The organism is Marinobacter nanhaiticus D15-8W (assembly GCF_036511935.1).
GTDB classification, from domain to species: Bacteria; Pseudomonadota; Gammaproteobacteria; order Pseudomonadales; family Oleiphilaceae; genus Marinobacter_A; species Marinobacter_A nanhaiticus.
In genome coordinates, this window is record NZ_AP028878.1 from 2874653 (window position 1) to 2896510 (window position 21858).

Here is a 21858-nt window from a genome sequence, read left to right on the forward strand (position 1 = left end):
ATGGCCGACTTTCTCGACGTCCGCAACCTGTCCATAGCCTTTCATGGCAATCAGGTGGTGAACAATGTCAGCTTCAAGGTGCCAGCGGGGCGAACGGTGGCCCTGGTTGGCGAGAGCGGGTCCGGCAAATCCGTTACGGCGCTTTCGATCCTGCGCTTGCTGGACGAACGCCACGCCACCTATCCCACCGGTGAAATCCATCTTGAGGGAGAGAACCTGCTCAGGGCCAAGCCTCCGCGCATGCGCCAGATACGCGGCAGGCGCATCAGCATGATCTTTCAGGAGCCCATGACCTCCCTGAACCCGCTGCACACCGTGGAGAAGCAAATTGGCGAAACCCTTGCGCTGCATCAGGGTATGCGACCCAACCAGGCGCGCAAGCGCACGGTGGAACTGTTGTCCCTCGTAGGCATTCCCGATCCTGAACAGCGATTGAATTACTACCCGCACCAGCTGTCCGGTGGCCAGAAGCAGCGGATCATGATCGCCATGGCCCTCGCCAACGAGCCGGACCTGTTGATTGCCGACGAACCCACCACGGCGCTGGATGTTACCGTGCAGAGACAGGTGCTCGAACTGCTGCGGGATCTCCAGGCCAGGATGGGCATGGCTGTCCTGCTCATTACCCATGACCTGTCGATTGTTCGACATTACGCGGATGACGTGGTCGTCATGCAGCAGGGGCATGTCATGGAAGCCGGACCGACCAGCCAGATCTTCAAGGAGCCCGATACGTCCTATACCCGCATGCTACTGAATGCAGATCCGGGCGATCCACCACCACCCGTGGCTGGCGATAATGACACCCTGCTGCGGATGGAAGGTGTCAACGTACGCTTCCCGATTACCAAGGATTTCCTCGGACGCCCCAAGACGTTCCTGCATGCGGTCAACGACGTCAGCCTCACACTGCGGACCGGCGAGACCCTGGGCATTGTCGGCGAGAGCGGCAGCGGCAAGACAACGCTCGGCATGGCCCTGCTTAAACTGACCCAGTGCGACGGCAGGATCCATTTCGAGGATCGCTCTATCGGCGAGCTCAACCAGAGGCAGTTCAAGCCGTTGCGGGGAGATATCCAGATTGTCTTCCAGGATCCCTACGGCAGTCTGAGTCCGCGCATGTCGGTCGGTGAAGTCGTTGGTGAGGGGCTGGACATTCACTTCCCGGACGAAAAGCACCGTCACGAGGAGATGATCATCCAGGCCCTGACGGATGTGGGACTCGACCCGGAAACCCGGCACCGCTACCCCCATGAATTTTCCGGCGGGCAACGCCAGCGTATCGCTATCGCTCGAGCGCTAGTACTCCACCCTAAATTGATCGTATTGGACGAGCCGACATCCGCTCTCGACAGAACGGTGCAAAAGCAGGTCATCGAGCTCCTGCGTTCCCTGCAACAACGCTATGGACTAAGCTATCTTTTCATCAGCCACGACCTTGCCGTCGTGCGGGCACTAAGTCACCGCGTGCTTGTACTGAAATCCGGGCAGGTTGTGGAGTACGGTGAGGCTAAACAGGTGCTGGGCGCGCCACAGGCAGATTACACACGCCAATTGCTGGAGGCCGCTTTCTTCTACCAGGGCAAACCCGATGAATCCATCGGCACCTAAGAGTGACACGGCTGTAGTCCTCGACACCTTAGACGAATAGCGACTTATACGATCTGCGCCGATCGGTGAAAATGCGTCCTACAAGTGAATCAGGAGATCATTCATGGGAATTCTCAAAGGAAAGCGGGCCCTCATCGTCGGGGTGGCCAGCAAGCACTCGATTGCACACGGTATTGCCGAAGTCTTCCACCAGCAAGGTGCCGAGCTGGCTTTCACCTACCAGAACGAGAAGCTCAAGTCCCGGGTCGAAGATTTCGCCAAGGGCTGGGGTAGCGAGCTGACCTTTCCCTGCGATGTCGCCAATGACGACGAAATCGAAGCGGTCTTCACAGAGCTGGGCAAGCACTGGGACAAGATCGACATTATCGTCCACGCCGTCGGCTTTGCTCCGGCACATGAGTTGAACGGCAACTACGTAGACGTGACCACTCGTGACGGCTTCAAGATGGCCCACGATATCAGCTCCTATAGCTTCGTGGCCCTGGCCAAGGCCGCCCGCGGGATGCTCACCGACACCAGTTCCCTGCTGACGCTGACCTATCTCGGTGCCGAGCGGGTTCTGCCCAACTACAACGTCATGGGCCTTGCGAAGGCGTCCCTGGAAGCCAACGTGCGCTACATGGCTGCCGGCCTCGGGCCCGACGGCGTGCGCGTCAACGGTATTTCCGCCGGTCCGATCAAGACCCTCGCCGCTTCCGGCATCAAGAGCTTCCGCAAGATGCTTTCGGAAAACGCCAACCGGGCGCCGCTCAAGCGCAATGTCACCACTGAAGAAGTCGGTAACTCTGCCGCTTTCCTGTGCTCCGACATGGCCAGTGGTATTACCGGCGAGATCCTCTATGTCGATGCCGGCTTCAATATCACCGGCATGGGCGCGCTGGAAGAATAATCGCCACGTCGCAAGAGTCATGGCCTCTTCAGCTGAAGGCCATGGCTCACATCTTCCCTAACGTTTCCGCAGTATTGCCCCCTTCCCTGTTTGTCGAACTCCATCACTGTTCCGAACTGTAAAGTTAAGTAACCTCGGCGCATGTTGACAGGAGTCCTCCACATGCGTTCGACCTTCCGCTTCCTTGCTCTACTAGCCGTTGCTGCCACCTTATTTCTGTCAGGCTGTTCGAGTGTGGGCTCCGCCATGAAGGCAAGCCCGTCGCTGGCCAACGCTGCCGGCTTGGCGGATATTCCGATGCCATACCTGGAAGAGCGCTATGTGAATGAAGATTCCCGGTTCATCGACGTCAACGGCTATCGCATCCACTACCGCGATCAGGGCGAGGGCGAAACCATCATCCTGCTTCACGGCATCTTCTCGTCACTGCAGACCTGGGACGCCTGGGTGGCGGAACTGAGCCGCAGCCACCGGGTCATTGCCCTGGATATGCCCGGCTTTGGCATGACCGGGGGGCCGGAGAACCTGGACGATTTCGACGAGGACAATATCGTCAATACCTTCGCCAAGTTCGTGGAGCATCTGGATCTGGAGAACTTTACCCTGGCGGGCAATTCGTTTGGTGGCTACGTTGCGGCGCGCTACGCAGCCCAATACGGCAATCGTGTCGACCGCCTGATCCTGGTGGATCCCTTGGGTTATCCTCAGGAAACACCCCTGCTCATGAATCTGGGCACCGCCTTTCCCTTTAACTTTCTGGGGAACTACGTGCAGCCCCCGCTCATCGTTACGCTCTCACTGCGCAATGCCTACGGCGATCCACGGCGCATGCAGGATAAGGACGTTTATCGCTACGTTCACATGGCCCAGCGTCCGGGAGCCAAGCCAATCTATATGAAAACCCTCGAGATGGTGGAAGAACGGACAGAGAACGAAGCGCCCTTACCTTTCTATCGTATTGCCGCCCCCACGCTGCTCATGTGGGGCAAAGATGACAGTTGGGTTCCGGTGGAGCTGGCCACACACTGGTTGAATGACCTGAGCCACGCCCGCCTTGTCACCTATGAAGGGGTTGGGCATATGCCGATGGAAGAAGCGCCTGATGAGACCCTGAGGGACGTGAGGCGCTTTCTCACGAATGGTTTGGCGGTATTTCCTGAACCGGCTGGCGATATCGACGAGGGGGTCGCGCAGGCGAACTAGGCAGTTGGGCGCTTTTTCCGATAACACCGTTTTTACGTTCAAACAGCAGCAGATAACGATGTCATGCGAGTCGGTACGCCCAGGCTGAGTCAGTCCTCTTCGAGTGCCTGCGCCATGGTTTCGAGCCACTCCAGCACCGCCGTGTCATCGGACTCGAGCACATGCAATCCAACCTGCCACAAGCCATCGTCACAGGCCCTGCACCAGACCACCTCGACCATGAGGGTATAGGCCGCTTTCGCACCGTTGCGGAATAGCTCCACATAGGCCGGCAGGATCGCTCCTTCGGTCACCTCCTCTCTTGCGACCACGCGGATACCTGTAGCGGAGAGGTCACTGGTATAACACGTAGTGACGCGGGCTTCGCGGCCTTCGTCCGGATCCGGAGATTCCAGCTCCAGGTTAACCGTGACCCGTCCTGTCAGCCGGAATTCTCGACGCTGCTCCCTATCGGTTTCAGGCTCATTGCCGAAACTGTAATCGCCGGAGCTACCAAAGCCACCAACAGTCATGATCGACCTACCCTGATTCGCCCAACCACACGCGAAAGCGTATCTTCGAATTCGGCCTCGCTGCTCATGACGCGGGCCTGGCCCTTGACGAGGGCGTCAACGAGTCCATCGACCGTCATTTCTGTCCGATTCAACCCCAGACGGTCAACAAAAACCAGTTTACCGGTCGCATTGAGACGCACGGCGAGCTTCAGCTTGCGCGGCTCGGACGGCTCGTCCTCGGTCAGCACCTCGCTGGCGACCGCTATCCAGCCACCCAACTTGAGACTGTCCACCTGCGCACGCGCCGCTGTCAGTCTCTCTTTCTCCAGGCGTACCTGTTCGGCTTCTTCCCGTGCCCTGGCTGCCGCCGCCTCCGCCGCCCTCGCTTCGGCTTCTTCCGCCTGGAGACGGGCCTCCTCTTCCTGGCGCCGCTGCTCCGCTACCTCCCGCTCTGCACGGACCTTTGCCGCCTGGGCCTCGGCTTTCTCCCGTGCTGCGCGACGTTTGACGAGCTGCGACCGCAGCACCTGCTCCATTGCCTTGACCGTCTCGCTGACAACGTCGGCAAAGTGATTGATGTCCGGCAAGCTGCGAATTCGTCCCCGAGCCAGGGCATCCTGGAACTCGGTCCAGTCCATAAGGCCCAGCTTGACGCCCTCGCCGTTGGTCCAAAGCACTTCGAGGGAATCCGTCAGGAAGGCGAAGAAATAGAGACGTTGTTCCTGGGCCCCTTCACCTTCGACGAACCAACGCCCCCGGTATACTTCGACGTCGCCCTCGTTCACTTTCGGCGGATTCAGCCAGCGAGTCTCGTAGGTATACCCGGCCACCGGCTCAAGCTCCACTGGCGTGCCCCGCAGACGAGCAACCATGGTGAGTTCGATACCCTGCAGTGCATTTTCCGGCAGCGGATCCTTGTTGACCCGCGACCAGACTTCGCCGATCTTGTCGCCCAACTGCTCACCGACCTGGTAGAGCTTGTCACGATCTTGATCCGATAAGCGCGGGTCCGAAACCCAGATCATCCATTCGAGAAGTTTGGCGGCATGGCGCGCATTGTCGCTGGCCATACCCTTTGCCCATATCACCTGCCGCAGCAAGGCCAGCCAATAGTTGTCGATAAAATGGGTGACGGCCGGCGGCAACTGGCGATTGCCCAGCGCTCGGCCGACCAGAGCCCTGGCGATTTTCTCCGCTGATCGTTGGCGAGCTGCGCCCTTTTCGGTTTCCAGCAAGCGCTGTCTCAGACGATCAATTCGCCCTTCTTTCTGGGCCTGGTCCTTTTGCCAGTCTTTGGCAAAGCGCTCGAACGGCTCGAGGGTGCGTTCGGCGAAACACTGGTCGACCACCTGGACCAAGGTATCCAGCCAGTTCAGGAGCTGACGGGCGGCGCGTCCGCCGGAATCACTCCAGCCGCGCAGTGTATGCAGGCTATCAAGCCAGTTATGTACGGGGCTGGCATCACCGACAGCGTCGGAACCCTGTTCATGGATCTGCCAGGCCAGGAGGAAGCGCAGTCGAGCAGTGCGCTGAACGAGGGTCGCGTGGAGCCCGGACTTCTGCAGGAATACGTCCATGATGCGGTCGGCGAGATAAGCCGCATTCACCTGGCGTACCGACCAGGTCATGGCGCCGGTGTCGAGCATGTCCACCACACGTTCGTCACGCTGGTCCTGCCAATAGGCGTGTAGCAATGGAACCCAGTCCGGCACGGCATCTTCACTCGGTCGGGTCACCGGATAAGGCAGCTCAGGCACCCGAATACCCTTGAGAATCGCCTGAATAACATCCGGGCTGGATGGGGCGCCACCCGCGATTTGGGCCCGTTTCTGAACCATGTAGATCAAGTTTCCTGTTGAGCCTGCGCCATTCCGTTGGCGTGAGCATTACCGAGAGGGCTGGGATCCTTCTTGCGCAAGACCGGCCATTGCAGCACGCATCGACGAATTCGTCCACCAGACTTATCATCGGAGGCTTCCTTATCAATGCAGTGTTAACCTCGGATGAATTGCATTGGAGGCGCTTATATCGCAGTATAACTGCCCCTTTCCGTAACTCGATAATAACGACGGCAGAGACCGTGACGGGGTGTAACCGGAAACGCCTCAGGAAGGTTATCAAGCCCCCCTCACGATGCAACACACCATGTTAATCGGTGATGCGAAACTGCTGATTGTGGAGAAGACAACGACCATGTCTCAAAAGCAGCTTGAAAACATCAACGTCGCCAGCCAGGAGGCGTTGATCACCCCCGAAGCCCTGAAACAGGAAATGCCCCTGTCCGACAAGGCTGCCGAAACCGTAGCCGCTGGCCGGGAAACCATCAACAACATCCTCGATGGCAAGGATCACCGGATTTTCGTCGTTGTCGGCCCTTGTTCCATCCACGATGTGAAGGCCGCGCACGAGTATGCGCAAAAGCTCAAGGCATTGGCCGACGAGATCGGCGACACCGTGTATATCGTGATGCGAGTCTACTTCGAGAAGCCTCGAACGACGATCGGCTGGAAAGGCCTGATCAACGACCCTCACCTGAACGACTCGTTCGACATCGAGCAGGGCCTGCATATCGGTCGTCGCCTACTACTGGATATTGCGGAACTGGGTCTGCCGGCGGCGACTGAAGCGCTTGATCCGATCTCGCCCCAGTACCTGCAGGACACGATTTCCTGGTCGGCCATTGGCGCCCGGACTACCGAGTCCCAGACCCATCGTGAGATGAGTAGTGGCCTGTCCATGCCGATCGGCTTCAAGAACGGGACCGATGGCAGTCTCGACGTGGCCGTCAACGCCATGAAGTCCGTCTCACACCCCCATAGTTTTCTGGGCATCGACCAGAAAGGCCAGGTGTCGATCGTCCGTACCCGCGGCAACGCCTATGGCCACGTGGTCCTGCGCGGCGGTGGCGGCAAACCGAACTACGACTCCGTAAGCATCGCCCTGTGCGAGCAGGAACTGGAGAAGGCCGGCCTGCGCAACGCGCTGGTGGTGGATTGCAGTCACGCCAACTCGAACAAGGATCCAGGCATCCAGCCCCTGGTCGTCCAGGACGTAGCCCACCAGATAATGGAAGGTAACACCTCAATCCTCGGATTGATGGTGGAAAGCCACCTCAACTGGGGTAATCAGTCCATCCCCGAGAACCTGGCCGACCTGAAGTACGGCGTATCGATCACCGACGCCTGTATCGACTGGCCGACGACCGAGAAGACGCTGCGGGAGCTGCGTGACAAGCTGAAGGATGTCTTGCCTAAGCGGGCGGCTCAATAGCCCGCCCGCGCGCTACCAACGTAGGTCGGGTTAGCAACGCGTAACCCGACATGGAGTTCCGGTGTTACCCACAAGTGGTGTCTGGAAGAGGCTTGTCGGGTTACGCGTTGCTTTTACGCCCTTGGGTGAACCCGACCTACTTTTAGGTATTGAGCTGAACACGCCGTTAAACGGACTGCCCAATCCAGTCCAGCTTATCCCGAAGCTTCACCACCTCGCCGATAACAATCAACGTTGGCGCTTTCACCTCGCTGGCCTCGACCTTTTCCACGATGGAATCGATCTGCCCTGTCACGACTACCTGTTCCGGCGTGGTACCCTTGGAAACCAGTGCTACCGGCATATCCGCCGGCATCCCGTGGGCGACCAATTCCCGCACGATAATCGGGAGGCCGACGAGGCCCATGTAAAACACCAGGGTCTGGTTGTTTTGAACGAAATCCTTCCACGGCAGGTCGCAGGTATCGTTCTTGAGATGGCCCGTTACAAAACGAACGGATTGCGCATAATCGCGGTGTGTTAGCGGAATGCCAGCATAGGCAGAGCAACCGGAGGCCGCCGTTATACCAGGCACCACCTGAAAGGCAACGCCAGCTTCGGCCAGGGTTTCTATTTCCTCGCCACCACGCCCGAAAATGAAAGGGTCCCCCCCTTTCAATCGGACCACGGTCCGCCCTTTCCTGGCCAGTTCCACCAGACGTTCGTTGATCTCATGCTGAGGCAGTGTGTGGTTCGAGCGCTGTTTGCCGACATGGATCATTTCGGCGTCGGCGCGGACACGCGCCAGGATTTCCCTCGATACCAAACGGTCGTATAGCACCACATCCGCTTGGGCGATAATTCGGAGGGCCTTGAGGGTCAGTAGGTCAGGATCGCCGGGACCGGCGCCGACAAGGAAGACTTCGCCACGCCCCGAGCCTGACGCGGCCTTGCGGATCGCACTCTCAAGGGAATCGGACAAATCCGAGGCGGGCATTTGATGCGCGCGGGCGACCAGGTTGCCATCCAACAACTGGTACCAGAAGCTCCGGCGCTGATGCGGCGTGGTCAGGCGGTCGGACAGATCGCCCTTACGCGTCATCTGCTGGAGCACATTGCCCAACCCTTCCGGCAACAGCGTATCCAGCTTTTGCCGCAGCCAACTGGCTACCGTGGGCCAACGGCCCCCGGTATCGACGGTGATGCGCAGCGGGCCCCGCTGGAGCGTCGCCGGAAACTGCACCTGCGCCCGGGGGTGATCCACCGGCGACCACACCGGCAAGCCTTCTTCCACCCGAGCAATCCAAGCCGCATCATCTTCGACTACACCGGTATCGATCAACAGCAAGCCATAATCGGCCCCAACAAGGGGGGTACCGGCCGCGGGAATATCCGCCACGACGCTCGAAGGGGGCGCCTCGTCGGGCAATTCATCGTGACCGATCCAGACAATGCGTGCACCCTGCTCCGCGCACGCGCGCGCCTTCGCCAACAAACGTGGGCCGATGCCAATACAACCGACGACCGGATGATCGATCCTGAGAGAAACCGTGAGGGTCACTGCAAACTCCTTAATGCCCTACCCTCGCTACGGCCGGCACGATCGACCTTCAGCACGGTCGATCCCCGCGTCGAGGGCTTCAAGGCCGTATTACGTCGATGCCGCCCATGTAGGGCTGTAGTACTTCCGGAATACGGATGCTGCCGTCGGCCTGCTGGTAATTCTCCATGACGGCGATCAGCGCCCGCCCAACCGCCAGCCCAGAGCCGTTCAAGGTATGCACGAATTCCGGCTTTCCGGTTTCCGGGTTGCGCCAACGCGCCTGCATGCGACGCGCCTGGAAATCCCGGGTGTTGCTGCAGGAGGAAATCTCCCGGTATTTACCCTGCCCCGGCAGCCACACTTCCAGGTCATAGGTTTTCGCTGCGGAGAAGCCAATATCACCGCCGCAGAGGGCCACAACCCGGTATGGCAGTTCCAGCTTCTGCAGGATCTTCTCCGCATGCCCGGTCAGCTGCTCCAGCGCCTCATCGGAATCTTCCGGACGCACCACGTGAATCAATTCCACCTTGTCGAACTGGTGCTGCCGTATCATGCCCCGAGTGTCGCGACCGTATGATCCCGCTTCGCTGCGGAAACACGGGGTATGACAAACCATCCGCAAGGGCAACTCCTCGGGCTTGAGGATGCTGTCGCCGACCAGGTTGGTGGCGGGCACCTCCGCCGTCGGGATCAGGTAGAGGGGATGTTCACCCTCCATCTTGAACAGGTCTTCCTCGAATTTCGGCAACTGACCGGTGCCATACAGCGTATTTGCATTAACCAGGTACGGCAGGTAGGTCTCGGAATAACCGTGCTCGTCCGTGTGGGTGTTGAGCATGAATTGCGCCAGTGCACGATGCAGGCGAGCCACCGGACCACGCATCACCGCGAACCGGGATTGCGCCAGTCGGCCGGCTGTCTCGAAATCCAGGCCGTGAACGCCCTGCCCGAGATCCACATGGTCCTTTGGCTCGAAATCGAACGCCGGCACGTTGCCCCAGGTCCGAAGCTCGACATTGTCGTCTTCGTCCTTGCCTTCCGGGACACTGTCGTCCGGGACATTCGGGATGCCGGACAGGAACGCATTGAGCTCTTCCTGCAGCGCCCGCAGTTCATCTTCCGCATCCCCACGCTGCCGTTTGAGATCTTCGACCGCATCCAGCAGCGGCTGGATATCTTCACCGGCCGCCTTGGCCTTGCCGATCGCCTTCGATCGCTTGTTCTGCTCGCTCTGGAGTTCTTCAGTCCTGACCTGGAGAGACCGGCGACGGGATTCCAGGGACTGGAAAGCCTCCACATCGAAGGTGTAGTTGCGCACGGCAAGTCGGCGGGCAATGTCTTCAGTCTGGTTCCGAACACGTTTGGGATCGAGCATGATCGTCCTGTTAACTTCTGGTGATTTGCGAGGCTTGAACAGCTTTTGGTCGCTCAGAAAGCCGGGAGCTGACCCAGGAGCTATTCATAGACTCCCTGGAATGTCGCCTGCATCCGTGCCTACCGGAAGCTGCCGCCTGGAACAGACTCCCAACCTACAGAGCGCGACGTTGCGCATAGTATACCTTCAGGAATTTCATGTACCACCGGCACAGACGATATGCGGCGATGGATTTACGTCAGGACGACGCCTTGCCGGAATCCGGTGTATCGGAAGGATAACGCTGCTCGCTGGCCGCGGCGTTGCGGGCATCGAGCCAGTCCCGTTTTTCCCGCAGCTTGATCTCCAGGCCGCGCGGAACGGGTTGGTAATAACGTACTTTAGAAATCGCCTCCGGTAAATAGGCCTCCCCGGCGGCAAATGCATCAGGTTCGTCATGGGCGTAGCGGTATTCCTTACCGTGACCCATGGACTTGAGCAGTGATGTCGGCGCATTACGCAGGTGAACCGGCACTTCGTAATCGGGCTGTTGGCGGATATCGGCCACGCAGCGGTTATAGGCGTTATACACCGCGTTGCTTTTCGGCGCCAAGGCCAGATAGGTCACCGCCTGCGCCAGCGCAAGCTCGCCTTCGGGGGACCCCAACCGTTCCTGGGTGTCCCAGGCGTCGAGTGTAAGGCGCAGGGCGCGGGGATCCGCATTGCCGATATCCTCACTGGCGATACGCACCAGGCGCCGGGCGACGTAGATTGGATCGCATCCGCCATCGAGCATGCGGCACATCCAGTACAGCGAAGCGTCCGGGTCGGAACCCCGTACCGACTTGTGCAACGCGGAAATCTGATCGTAGAACACGTCGCCGCCTTTATCGAAACGGCGCAGGCTGGACTGCATGACCTGTTCCAGCATGTCTTCGGTCAGCTCGGCAATACCGTCTACTTCTTCTGCAAGGTCGGATGAGACTTCCAGAATATTCAGGGCGCGTCGGGCATCACCGTCTGCAGCGGCAGCAATCATCTCCAACAGAGGTTCAGGCACCCGGAGCTGACCATTCAGGCCATGCTCGCTCTCGAGTGCCCGCCGGAGCAGTCCTATCAATTCGTCCGGTTGCAAATGCTTGAGCACATAGACGCGCGTGCGGGACAGCAAGGCACTGTTGAGCTCGAAGGAAGGATTCTCGGTTGTGGCACCGACAAAAATAACGGTGCCGTCCTCGATATGCGGCAGGAAAGCGTCCTGCTGGCTCTTATTGAAACGATGGACCTCGTCCACAAACAGCAGCGTGTCGCGCCCCTCGACCTGCTTCCGGTTGCGGGCGCGCTCTACGGCATCACGGATATCCTTTACACCACTCAAAACGGCAGAGAGGCTTTCAAAGGTAATATCGGCGGTATCCGCCAGGAGCTTGGCAAACGTTGTTTTACCCACACCCGGCGGCCCCCAGAGGATCATCGAATGCAGTTGGCCATCTTCCACCGCCCGACGTAGCGGCTTGCCCGGTCCAACCAGGTGCTGCTGGCCGGCGTATTCATCCAGGGTTCGCGGCCGCATTCGGGCCGCCAGCGGCTGGAAGCCGCGGGATTCCTCGAACAGGCCGCCTTGCATTACTGGGCACTCGTAATGACGTCCACCGAGTCCGGATAATCCATCTCGAAGACCTCGTTGGACACGGGCTCGTTCACCTTGACGTCCTGAAAGCTGAGGATGCTGACCTGGTCCAGCGAATCACGTAGCCGCATCTCGCTAAGGACACCATCGCGGAAGCGCAGGCGCAGGGAAAGGAACAGGGAATCCGGATTCTTCGGCTCGAGGATAAACTCTTCGCCCATTGAGGCGCCTTCAGGACGGGACACGCTGTAGGCTTCCTCAAGGTGATCAACCTGACCGCTGAGCAGCAACGCCGGGGTCGATGTCATCTGCTCATCCATGGGCTTGATAGTCACCTGCTCCAGATCGGGGTCATATACCTCGACCTTCTCGCCGTCGGCCACGATAGTCTGGGCAAAAGGCGTCTCCGCTTTCCAATAGAACAACCCCGGGCGCTTTGCCTTGAGCTCGCCACGGGATTCCTGGACCTTATTGCCAGTACCGTCCACGACAATCTGGATAAAATCCGCCTGATACGAACGGTACTGTTTCAGCTTCTCGGCCAGCGCCTGGGTCGCGGAAGTATCCGCCATCGCGGCCGATACCAAGGCGAAGCTGATAACCAGTACGCCGGTGAGGCGTGCAAGGAAGGTTCTCATGCGCACAAACAACTCCTAATCTCGCGGGGGTGGCGGCGCCAGGACTTCCCGGGCACCGTTATGGCCGGCGGCACTGACCACGCCGGAGGCCTCCATGGCATCAACCAGATTGGCCGCCCGGTTGTAGCCGATCTTGAACTTTCTTTGCACCGAAGAAATGGACACCCGACGCCCTTCCGTAACGAAGGCCACAGCCTCATCGTAGAGCGCGTCGCCCTCGCTATCGCCACCGCCTTCGGACAAGCTGGGCACACCGGGCAGGCTCTCACCCTCAGCGCCGCTCAGCACGTCGTCGACATAGACCGGCTCGCCCCGCTCCTTCCAGGCGCTGACAATACGATGCACCTCGTCATCGTCGACAAAGGCACCGTGGACACGTACCGGCAGTCCGGATCCCGGCGGGAGATAAAGCATGTCACCATGGCCCAACAGCTGCTCCGCACCGCCTTGGTCAAGCACCGTACGGGAATCGATCTTGGACTGGACGGAGAAGGAAATCCGGGTCGGGATGTTGGCCTTGATCAGGCCGGTGATGACGTCGACAGACGGCCGCTGGGTTGCCAGGATCAGGTGGATACCGGCCGCTCGCGCCTTCTGGGCGATCCGGGCAATCAACTCTTCCACCTTCTTGCCGACGATCATCATCATGTCGGCAAACTCGTCGATCACCACCACGATGAACGGCAGTGGCTCCAGTTCGGGCCGAGCCTGCTCGTCGTTATCGAGGTACTCATCGGGTTTCCAAAGCGGGTCGACTATCGGCTCACCGGCTTCCGCGGCATCTTTCACCTTGCGGTTGAAACCCGCCAGGTTACGCACGCCGAGCGCAGCCATCAGTCGATACCGGCGTTCCATTTCCGCTACGCACCAGCGCAATGCGTTGGCTGCCTCCTTCATATCGGTAACGACCGGGGCAAGAAGGTGCGGGATGCCGTCGTAGATACTCAGTTCGAGCATCTTCGGGTCGACCATGATAAAGCGGACCTCATCGGGTGTAGCCTTGAGCAGCATGCTCAGGATCATGGCGTTCACGCCGACGGATTTACCGGAACCGGTGGTACCCGCCACCAACAGATGAGGCATCTTTCCGAGATTGGCCGTCATCGGATTGCCACCAATGTCGTTACCCAGTGCCAGGGTCAGTGGCGACGACGACTCCTCGTAGGTCTTGGACGAGAGCACCTCGCGAAGGCGAACCATCTCCCGTTCTTCGTTGGGAATCTCGATACCGACCACAGATTTGCCGGGAATAACCTCGACCACACGCACGCTGATAACCGCCAATGAGCGCGCCAGGTCTTTCGCCAGGTTTGAAATGCGACTGACCTTCACGCCCGGTGCAGGCTTGATCTCGAACCGGGTAATGACCGGGCCGGGATTGACTTCGACAACTTCGACGCTGACACCAAAATCGGACAGTTTCTCCTCGAGCAACTGCGACATGTGCTCGAGGGACTCCTTGGAGTAGCCCTTCTTCTTGTTGGGATCAGCCGGATCCAGCAGGGTGAGCGGAGGTATCGCACTTTCGATGTCGTCAAACAGCGAGGGCTGACGCTCTTTGTCGGTTGGTTTGCGCGCTTCTTCCTTTCGCTTGAACGGGGAAATTCGGACAGCCTTGGCTTCGGGCTCCGGCTTTTCCGGCTTCGGGGCAGGTTTGGCTGCGGTACGCACTGGCGCAGACTCGTTTGCAGAGAATCCGCCATCGATGGTGCCATCGAAGTTATCCGTGGCGGCCAAACCGTCCATACTCGGCTCAATACGCGCGGGTAGTGGCTCCGGCACGAAACCCGAATCATCCTTGCGCCTGAAGAGCCTCTTGAAACGTGCAAGCAGCGATGGCTTATCCTCGGCAGCTACCCGGTCATTCACGACCGGTGGCTCGCGCCGCGGCTCCGGCGCCTTGGGTTCCGGCTTGACGGGTTTGGGCTCTTCCTCCGAGTCGTCTCCGCGAGTATCGAACTGTGTCTTGATCCAGTCCACGAACTGCAACGTGTTCGAGCCCAGCAAGTCCATCAGCCGGAACCAGGAGAGGCCGCTGAATACCGTCAGCGCAAACAGGAATATGGCGACGAGCAGCAGGGTCGCCGCGGGCAGATTGAAGGCACCGACCATAGCCTCGGATACTTCCCTACCCAGCACGCCACCCGCACTGGAATCCAGTCCCATGATGGAGTACATCGACAGTAGACTGGTGGCGCTGAGCAGGATTAACAGGAAACCGCCAAAACGCAGCGTAAACAGAGGCCAGTGAAGATCGAGCGGATCGTTGCGATGCTTGACCAGGAGGAAAGCATAGAACCCGACCATGACGGGGAACAGGAAGCCCATCTGACCAAAGAATTCCGTCAGAAGGCTGGCGATCCAGGCGCCGGTGCGACCTGCGTAATTCGTGACCTGCTCATCATGGCTGACGCTGACCCAGCCGGGATCCGCCGGGCTGTAGCTCACCAGCGCCATCATCAGGTAAATACACAGGGCGACAAGGGCTATCAGCGCGCCTTCGCGGCCACCCTGGGCCAACAGTCTACGGAAACGCTGCTGCTTCTCCGTCAGCTGAGTCTCTTTTTTGGCTTTCTTGCGTTCAGACATTGACTGGCTACGGCTCATCTCGGAGCAGGCTTCCCCTCTCGTTACTATCTTCTCAGCGATATCGTCTCACCGATATCGCCTCAGCGACCGCCTCGGTACATGGCGGCTACTGCCCCAGGGCATCCAGCCCGCGGGACAAATCGGCCTTCAGATCGTCGATATCTTCCAGGCCCACTGATACACGAATCAGGTTTTCCGTAATACCGGCCCGTTCCTTGTCTTCCGGAGAAAGACGACCGTGTGTCGTCGTCGCCGGATGGGTGATCGTGGTTTTCACGTCCCCCAGGTTTGCCGTTATGGAAATAATCTGCGTGGCATCGATGACCCGCCAGGCTGCCTCACGCTCACCTTTAACCTGAAACGAAACGACGCCACCAAATCCCTTCTGCTGCCGGGCAGCGAGCTCATGCTGGGGATGGGTTTCCAGCCCAGCATAGAACACCTTCCCCACCGAAGGATGCTGTTCCAGCCACCGGGCCAACTCTAACGCATTAGCACAGTGGGCACGCATACGGATTGGTAAGGTTTCCAGGCCCTTAAGGAAGACCCAGGCGTTGAATGGACTGAGGGTCGGTCCGGCTGAACGGAGGAAGCCGTAGACCTCTTCCATCAACTTGTCCGACCCAACCACGACGCCGCCAACACAGCGACCCTGGCCATCCAGATACTTGGTTGCCGAATGAATCACGATATCCGCGCCCAGCTCGAACGGACGCTGCAGTACCGGTGTACAGAAACAATTATCCACCACGAACAACGCGTCGTTGCGGTGGGACAGTTCCGCGAGCGCCTCCAGATCCGCAACTTCGCAAAGCGGGTTGGACGGAGTCTCCAGAAACAGCATCCGCGTCTCAGGCCGTATTGCCGCGGCCCACCCATCCAGGTCCGTCAGCCCGACGAAGGTGGTCTCTACCCCGAAACGGGCCAGATACTTCTGGAACAGGACGTTGGTGGTGCCAAAAACGCCACGCGAACAGACAACGTGATCGCCACTTTGCAGCAACGCCATGCAGGTGCTCAAGATTGCGGCCATGCCCGAAGCGGTCGCCACAGCCCGTTCTCCACCTTCCATCGCGGCAATACGGGCCTCGAATGCCTGCACTGTAGGATTGGTGAAGCGCGAATAGATGTTCCCCGGCTCATCGCCACCGAATCGCGCCGCCGCCTGGGCGGCGCTGCCGTAGACAAAGCTCGACGTAGGGAATATCGCATCGCTGTGCTCGAGCTGTTCGGTACGGATCTGCCCTGCCCTCACGGCCAGGGTATCGACAGAGACGCCCTCGAGATCGGACTCGGGAATGCGAACGTGCTCGTCGCGTATCTTGGTCATCAGCTACGGTTCCGTTCAGTCTTCGTCGTTATGAAGATCGATAATGCCATTGTCGGTCGCCATTTCCGGATTCTTCTTGGCCTTACCGCTCTCGCTACGCTGATCTTCAAGGTTGGCCAGGTACGTCGCGTCAATGTCGCCGGTGATGTAGTTGCCGTCGAATACCGAACACTCCCAGGCCTCGATCTCCGGGTTCACATCGCTGACACAGGTGATCAGGTCCTCAAGGTCCTGATAGACGAGCCAGTCGGCTCCAATCAGGTCCTGAATCTCTTCCACCGTACGGCCATGGGCGATCAACTCACCTGCCGCCGGCATGTCGATGCCATAGACGTTGGGATAACGGACAGGCGGCGCGGCTGACGCGAAGTAGACCTTACGCGCACCCGCATCCCGGGCCATTTGCACGATTTCCTCACAGGTGGTGCCGCGCACGATAGAGTCGTCCACAAGCATGACGTTCTTGCCCTTGAACTCCAGGTCGATGGGGTTCAGCTTCTGGCGCACCGATTTCTTGCGCATCTTCTGGCCCGGCATGATGAAAGTCCGGCCAATGTAGCGATTCTTGATAAAGCCTTCCCGGAACTTTACACCCAGGCGGTGGGCCATCTGCATGGCCGAAGTCCGGCTGGTATCGGGGATGGGCATTACTACGTCGATATCGTGCTCAGGACGTTCACGCAGCACCTTGTCCGCAAGGGTCTCACCCATGCGCAAACGCGCCTTATAGACGGATACCTTGTCGAGGATGGTATCGGGGCGGGCGAAATAGACGTGTTCGAAAATACACGGGATCAGATGCGGCTTCGGCGCACACTGCTGGGTGTAGAGCGTCCCGTCGGTTTCGATGTAGACCGCCTCGCCCGGGGCGATATCACGTACGAGCTTGAAGCCGGCGGCATTGAGGGCCACGCTTTCGGACGCAATCATGTATTCCTTGCCGACCTCAGTCTCACGCACGCCGTAGCATGCCGGGCGAATGCCGTTCGGATCGCGGAACCCAACGATACCGTAACCGGTCACCATCGCAATGACGGCATAGGCACCACGACAGCGTTCGTGCACGGCGCTGACGGCGGCGAAGATTTCATCCTTGGTCGGATTCAGTTTGCCCAGTTTCTGCAGTTCGTGGGCAAAGACGTTGAGCAGGACCTCTGAGTCGGAATTAGTGTTGATATGACGCAGGTCCGTACGAAACAGGTCTCGGCTCAACTCGTCGGCATTGGTCAGGTTGCCGTTGTGGGCGAGCGTAATACCGTATGGGCTGTTCACGTAGAACGGCTGGGCCTCGGCGGAACTGGCGCTGCCCGCGGTAGGGTAACGAACATGACCGATACCCACGTTACCTACCAACCGGCGCATGTGGCGGGTACGGAATACATCCCGCACCAACCCATTATCCTTGCGTAGGTAAAAGCGGTCGTCCTGGAAAGTTACAATGCCGGCCGCATCCTGCCCCCGGTGTTGAAGGACCGTCAACGCATCATAGAGCGTCTGGTTGACGTTTGAGGTACTTACGATACCGACAATGCCACACATGGGTGTTTACTTCTCCGATACAGATAGCTTGATATTCTGCCCGACAGCACCTGTTTCCAGTTGCACCGCCGTCGCGGAATCATTTTCCGCAGGACCCAGAAAACGCTCGAACTCATCGCCCAGCATGCGCCGGGACCACTGCTCCACGACTGCAAGCCGGCTGATCATCACCGACTGCTGCCACCAGGTATCCTGGGACAAGGGCGTATAGCGCACGAATGCGATGGCCACGATGACCACCACCAGCCCACGCAACAGGCCAAAACCCATACCGAGTACACGATCGGTCGCCGACAGGCCGGTGGCCTTCACCAGTTGACCGATCATGTTGTTGATCACGGCACCTACGATGAGGGTACCAAAAAACAGGATCCCAAATGCGGCAATCAAACGCACCAACGGCGTCTCGACGGTACTTTCGAGTAGGGATTGCATTTGCGGGTGGAAAGTGCGCGCGATGATGAAGGCACCGATCCAGGTCACCAGGGATAGCGCCTCCCTGACGAACCCACGTTTCAGGCTGATCAGGGTCGAAACAGCAATAATGGTGATGATGACCCAGTCAATCCAGATCAGCGCGTTCATTCTCGACCCAACAAGGAAATTCAGAAGCGCGGATTCTATCAGGAAACCGGGTTACACCAAACCTTGGCGACCTAAAACAGGCACCGGTATATCAGGAAGCCCCGAGTCCTAACTGTCGCCTTCCATCACCAGGCTATTCAGGGAAAAGGACTTATCCAGCCTGGATTTTGCGGACTTGGCTTCTTGCTCGGAAACGAACGGACCAGAGAATACGCGGGTCAGGGTCATATCGCCGCGCTCAACGCTCTGGGTATAGGCGGCATAGCCTTTTTCGCGCACCTTGTCACGCAGCCGAGTGGCGTTGTCGGCGTTGCCGAAACTACCTAACTGCACCAACCAGGCACCCTCGAGAGCGCGGGAATACTCGACACCCTCCTCAGTCTTGGCTGACGTTCCGGGGTTCGCAGACTGCGTAGGTTGTGTGGTTTTGGCAGGTGCTGGAGGGGGTTCCGGCCGAGGTTCGCTAACCGCGACAGGCTGTTGTTCCGGCGCAGATGCAGATTCCGGCGCAGACGTACTCTCTGGAGCAGGTGCTTCGACCGCCACCGGCTCACTCATGGCGTCGGTAGCAGTTGGCTGATTAGCTGCCGGGGACTCTTCAAGGGTAAACGCGGGCGATTGTTCTAACGGGGCCGGCTGATCGGCAGACTCGTTCACGTCGACAGATGGAAACGCAGGTTCTTCAGGTAATTCGATAGTCTTGGAAGTGCGCTCGGTGTGCGGTTCGTCAAACAGCATCGGAACAAAGATAACGGCCAGTGAAATCAGTACCAGGGCACCAACAATACGCTGCTTCAATCCATCCACAGGAAGCTGTCCTCTGCGTTGGGGGAGATTCTGACCGGATACTAACGTTAGCCGCTATGGAACACAAAGCCTCATAGCCAGAATGAATGATGTTTAAGGAAGATATCGGCGATAAATTATTAAATTTGTTCGCTTTTGTTTTCCGACGAACCGTTTGTCAGGCGTTACTCAACAGTTCGCGAGCTTCGGAGACCGTAAAGAAAGAACCAAACACCAGGATACAGTCCTCCGGCTCCGCCTCAGCAAGCGCCTGCTCCAGCGCCTCGACCACGCTCGCCTCACGCCGGACCACATCGTGGACCGGCAACAGGTCACGGGCCCGCTCCCACACGCCTCCTATGTCCAACCCTCGTGCAATCGACAATGGCGCCAGGTACCAGTCATCAACGACTGGCTCCATCGCACGAAGCACACCAGCCGTATCCTTGTCCTGAAGGCAGGCGTAGACCGCCCTGACCCGGCCAGAGACACCGAGCCTCTCGATACGCGCGCGTAGCCACCGGGCGGCGTGAGGATTGTGACCTACATCGAGGATAACTCGCGGTGCCTCACCGAAAATTTCGAATCGGCCGGGAATTCGCACGTTTTCCAAAGCGGTTTCAATACGCTCATCGGCCTCATCAGGCTGCAGCAAACGGAAGGCCTGCACCGCAGCAGCGAGACTCTGTTCCGGCAGACAGGAGGCCGGCAACGCAAACGACCAGTGGCCGCCGGCATCCGTTACTACGCGAGCCCCTGCGCTGTTGGTTTCTATACGATACTGCTCACCAAGACGGTAACAATCAACACCTTGCGCTGAGACCTGTTGAAGCACGGAACGCGGTGGATCCAGATCAGCGTATATGGCCTTTTGGCCGTGACGAAGAATCCCGGCTTTTTCATAGCCGATGGTATCACGGTCATTACCCAGCCAAGCCGTATGATCCAGGTCTACCGAAGTAATAATGGCAAGATCGGCATCTAGCACGTTGACCGCATCCAATCGGCCGCCAAGGCCGACTTCGAGGATCCAGTCGTCCAGTTCGGCACGCTGGAACAGGACAAAAGCCGCAAGCGTACCGAACTCGAAATAGGTGAGGCTAACCGAGCGGCGCGCCTCCTCAACAGTCTCGAAAGCCGCAACCAGGTCGTCGTCAGAGACGTCGACACCGTTGATCCTTACCCGCTCGTTATAGCGCTGCAGATGAGGCGACGTATAGGCGCCGACAGTACGATCACTTGCGCGCAGGAGCTGCTCCAGCGCGGCCACCGTAGTGCCCTTGCCATTGGTGCCGCCGATAGTGACCACACGCGCCTTGGGCCGCACCGGGAACAGACGGCGCAGCACAACGAGCACACGGTCGAGACCCAGGTCGATTTCTTTGGGATGGAGAGCTTCGAGGTAATCGAGCCACTGGTCGACAGTGGCTCCGGACTCAGGCGCCTGTAGCATCGGGAGCTTGGACATCCTCCTCGCTTTCGGAATCCAGCTCGATGGCCGCTTCCGGCTGCGGCGGTTCCTGACCGGTGAACTTGGCCAGGAGAGAGGCTGTGCGGTAGCGCATGTCGTGGCGGTGGACGATCATGTCGATGGCGCCATGCTCCAGCAGGAACTCCGAACGCTGGAACCCTTCCGGCAGCTTTTCACGCACGGTCTGTTCGATAACCCGCGGGCCTGCGAAGCCAATCAGGGCGTAAGGTTCGGCAAGGTTGAGATCCCCCAGCATCGCCAGGCTGGCCGACACGCCCCCGAAGACCGGATCCGTCAGCACCGAAATAAATGGAACACCTTCCTGCTTCATACGCTCCAGGGCTGCAGCGGTCTTGGCCATCTGCATCAGTGACAGGATCGCCTCCTGCATGCGGGCACCGCCACTGGCAGAGAAGCAGACCAGCGGAATGCGCTCTTCCAGGGCGACGTTGACGGCGCGAACGAACTTTTCGCCGACGACCTGCCCCATGGAACCACCGAGGAAATTGAACTCAAAGGCGCAGACCACCAAAGGCAGGCCAAGGGTACGCCCACGCATCACCACCAACGCATCTTTTTCGCCGGTCGCCTTCTGGTTTTGGCTGAGTCGATCCTTGTAACGCTTGCTATCCTTGAACTTCAGGCGATCCCAGGGTTCGAGTTCGTTGCCGATTTCCTCTCGCCCGTCGGCATCGAGATAGATATCCAGCCTGCGGCGCGCGGTGACCCGGAGGTGGTGGGAACACTTTGGGCAGACATCAAGGTTCTTGTCCAGTTCTGGCTTGTAGAGAAACGCACCGCACTTCGGGCATTTCTTCCACAGTCCTTCCGGCACACTGGTGCGTTGCTTGGAATCCGAGCGAATCATGCTCGGCATGATCTTGTCCAGCCAGTTGCTCATGATGTCATCCTATTCATATGTTTCTGCTGGCGCGGATGGACAGGCG

16 protein-coding genes and 2 pseudogenes are annotated in these 21858 nt (G+C 59.0%); 4 read left to right on the forward strand and 14 right to left on the reverse strand.

Features of this window, described 5'->3' with window-relative positions; translation table 11 throughout:
• The 3 genes from RE428_RS12850 to RE428_RS12860 all read left to right on the forward strand — a co-directional run bounded on the left by RE428_RS12850 (nt 1) and on the right by RE428_RS12860 (nt 3703).
• Complete coding sequence (locus RE428_RS12850; protein ID WP_004582422.1) at nt 1-1611, forward strand: ABC transporter ATP-binding protein; 1611 nt, start codon at nt 1-3, stop codon at nt 1609-1611.
• Nucleotides 1612-1714: 103 nt separating this feature from the next.
• The gene (locus RE428_RS12855; RefSeq protein WP_004582423.1) at nt 1715-2500 is read left to right on the forward strand and encodes an enoyl-ACP reductase FabI; all 786 of its coding nucleotides are present in this window, start codon (nt 1715-1717) and stop codon (nt 2498-2500) included.
• Between the two features lie 162 nt (nt 2501-2662).
• Nucleotides 2663-3703: an alpha/beta fold hydrolase gene (locus RE428_RS12860; protein ID WP_004582424.1), complete on the forward strand. Its 1041-nt coding sequence runs from the start codon at nt 2663-2665 to the stop codon at nt 3701-3703.
• 89 nt (nt 3704-3792) lie between these two features.
• On the opposite strand, the gene RE428_RS12865 is transcribed toward RE428_RS12860, so the two are convergent.
• Nucleotides 3793-4215, reverse strand: a complete 423-nt coding sequence (locus tag RE428_RS12865) for a PilZ domain-containing protein (RefSeq protein WP_004582425.1) — start codon at nt 4213-4215, stop codon at nt 3793-3795.
• A complete protein-coding gene (locus RE428_RS12870; protein WP_004582426.1) occupies nt 4212-6035 on the reverse strand; it encodes a DUF1631 family protein in 1824 nt (607 codons plus the stop codon). Before RE428_RS12870 ends, RE428_RS12865 begins: the two co-directional genes overlap by 4 nt.
• Before the next feature lie 355 nt (nt 6036-6390).
• Between RE428_RS12870 and RE428_RS12875 the strand changes: the two genes are divergently transcribed.
• Nucleotides 6391-7467 (forward strand): 3-deoxy-7-phosphoheptulonate synthase, encoded by a 1077-nt coding sequence (locus RE428_RS12875; protein WP_004582427.1) that lies wholly within the window; start codon nt 6391-6393, stop codon nt 7465-7467.
• Between the two features lie 166 nt (nt 7468-7633).
• Here the strand turns inward: RE428_RS12875 and cysG are convergent, their stop codons facing one another.
• The 12 genes and pseudogenes from cysG to accD all read right to left on the reverse strand — a co-directional run bounded on the left by cysG (nt 7634) and on the right by accD (nt 21812).
• The gene (gene cysG / locus RE428_RS12880) at nt 7634-9007 is read right to left on the reverse strand and encodes a siroheme synthase CysG (RefSeq protein WP_004582428.1); all 1374 of its coding nucleotides are present in this window, start codon (nt 9005-9007) and stop codon (nt 7634-7636) included.
• 79 nt (nt 9008-9086) lie between these two features.
• Nucleotides 9087-10364, reverse strand: a complete 1278-nt coding sequence (gene serS, locus RE428_RS12885; RefSeq protein ID WP_004582429.1) for a serine--tRNA ligase — start codon at nt 10362-10364, stop codon at nt 9087-9089.
• A gap of 238 nt (nt 10365-10602) precedes the next feature.
• Complete coding sequence (locus RE428_RS12890) at nt 10603-11970, reverse strand: replication-associated recombination protein A (protein WP_004582430.1); 1368 nt, start codon at nt 11968-11970, stop codon at nt 10603-10605.
• Entirely contained in the window at nt 11970-12611 is a 642-nt protein-coding gene (gene lolA, locus RE428_RS12895; RefSeq protein WP_004582431.1) for an outer membrane lipoprotein periplasmic chaperone LolA, read from the reverse strand. The genes RE428_RS12890 and lolA overlap by 1 nt, the downstream gene beginning before the upstream one ends.
• Nucleotides 12612-12626: 15 nt before the next feature.
• Nucleotides 12627-14264: pseudogene (locus RE428_RS24445) on the reverse strand (DNA translocase FtsK); the annotation flags it as partial.
• Between the two features lie 408 nt (nt 14265-14672).
• A pseudogene (locus tag RE428_RS24450) lies at nt 14673-15218 on the reverse strand (DNA translocase FtsK 4TM domain-containing protein); the annotation flags it as partial.
• 88 nt (nt 15219-15306) lie between these two features.
• The gene (locus RE428_RS12905) at nt 15307-16530 is read right to left on the reverse strand and encodes an O-succinylhomoserine sulfhydrylase (protein ID WP_004582433.1); all 1224 of its coding nucleotides are present in this window, start codon (nt 16528-16530) and stop codon (nt 15307-15309) included.
• Nucleotides 16531-16545: 15 nt separating this feature from the next.
• Nucleotides 16546-18069 (reverse strand): amidophosphoribosyltransferase, encoded by a 1524-nt coding sequence (gene purF / locus RE428_RS12910; protein WP_004582434.1) that lies wholly within the window; start codon nt 18067-18069, stop codon nt 16546-16548.
• 6 nt (nt 18070-18075) lie between these two features.
• On the reverse strand, nt 18076-18654 hold the full coding sequence (locus tag RE428_RS12915) for a CvpA family protein (RefSeq protein WP_004582435.1): 579 nt from the start codon (nt 18652-18654) through the stop codon (nt 18076-18078).
• A gap of 108 nt (nt 18655-18762) precedes the next feature.
• Nucleotides 18763-19461 carry an SPOR domain-containing protein gene (locus RE428_RS12920; protein ID WP_004582436.1) on the reverse strand — a complete coding sequence of 233 codons (699 nt, stop codon included), beginning with the start codon at nt 19459-19461 and terminating at the stop codon, nt 18763-18765.
• Nucleotides 19462-19618: 157 nt separating this feature from the next.
• The gene (gene folC, locus RE428_RS12925) at nt 19619-20908 is read right to left on the reverse strand and encodes a bifunctional tetrahydrofolate synthase/dihydrofolate synthase (protein WP_051079803.1); all 1290 of its coding nucleotides are present in this window, start codon (nt 20906-20908) and stop codon (nt 19619-19621) included.
• The gene (gene accD, locus RE428_RS12930) at nt 20877-21812 is read right to left on the reverse strand and encodes an acetyl-CoA carboxylase, carboxyltransferase subunit beta (protein WP_004582438.1); all 936 of its coding nucleotides are present in this window, start codon (nt 21810-21812) and stop codon (nt 20877-20879) included. The genes folC and accD overlap by 32 nt, the downstream gene beginning before the upstream one ends.
• Nucleotides 21813-21858 lie beyond the last annotated feature (46 nt).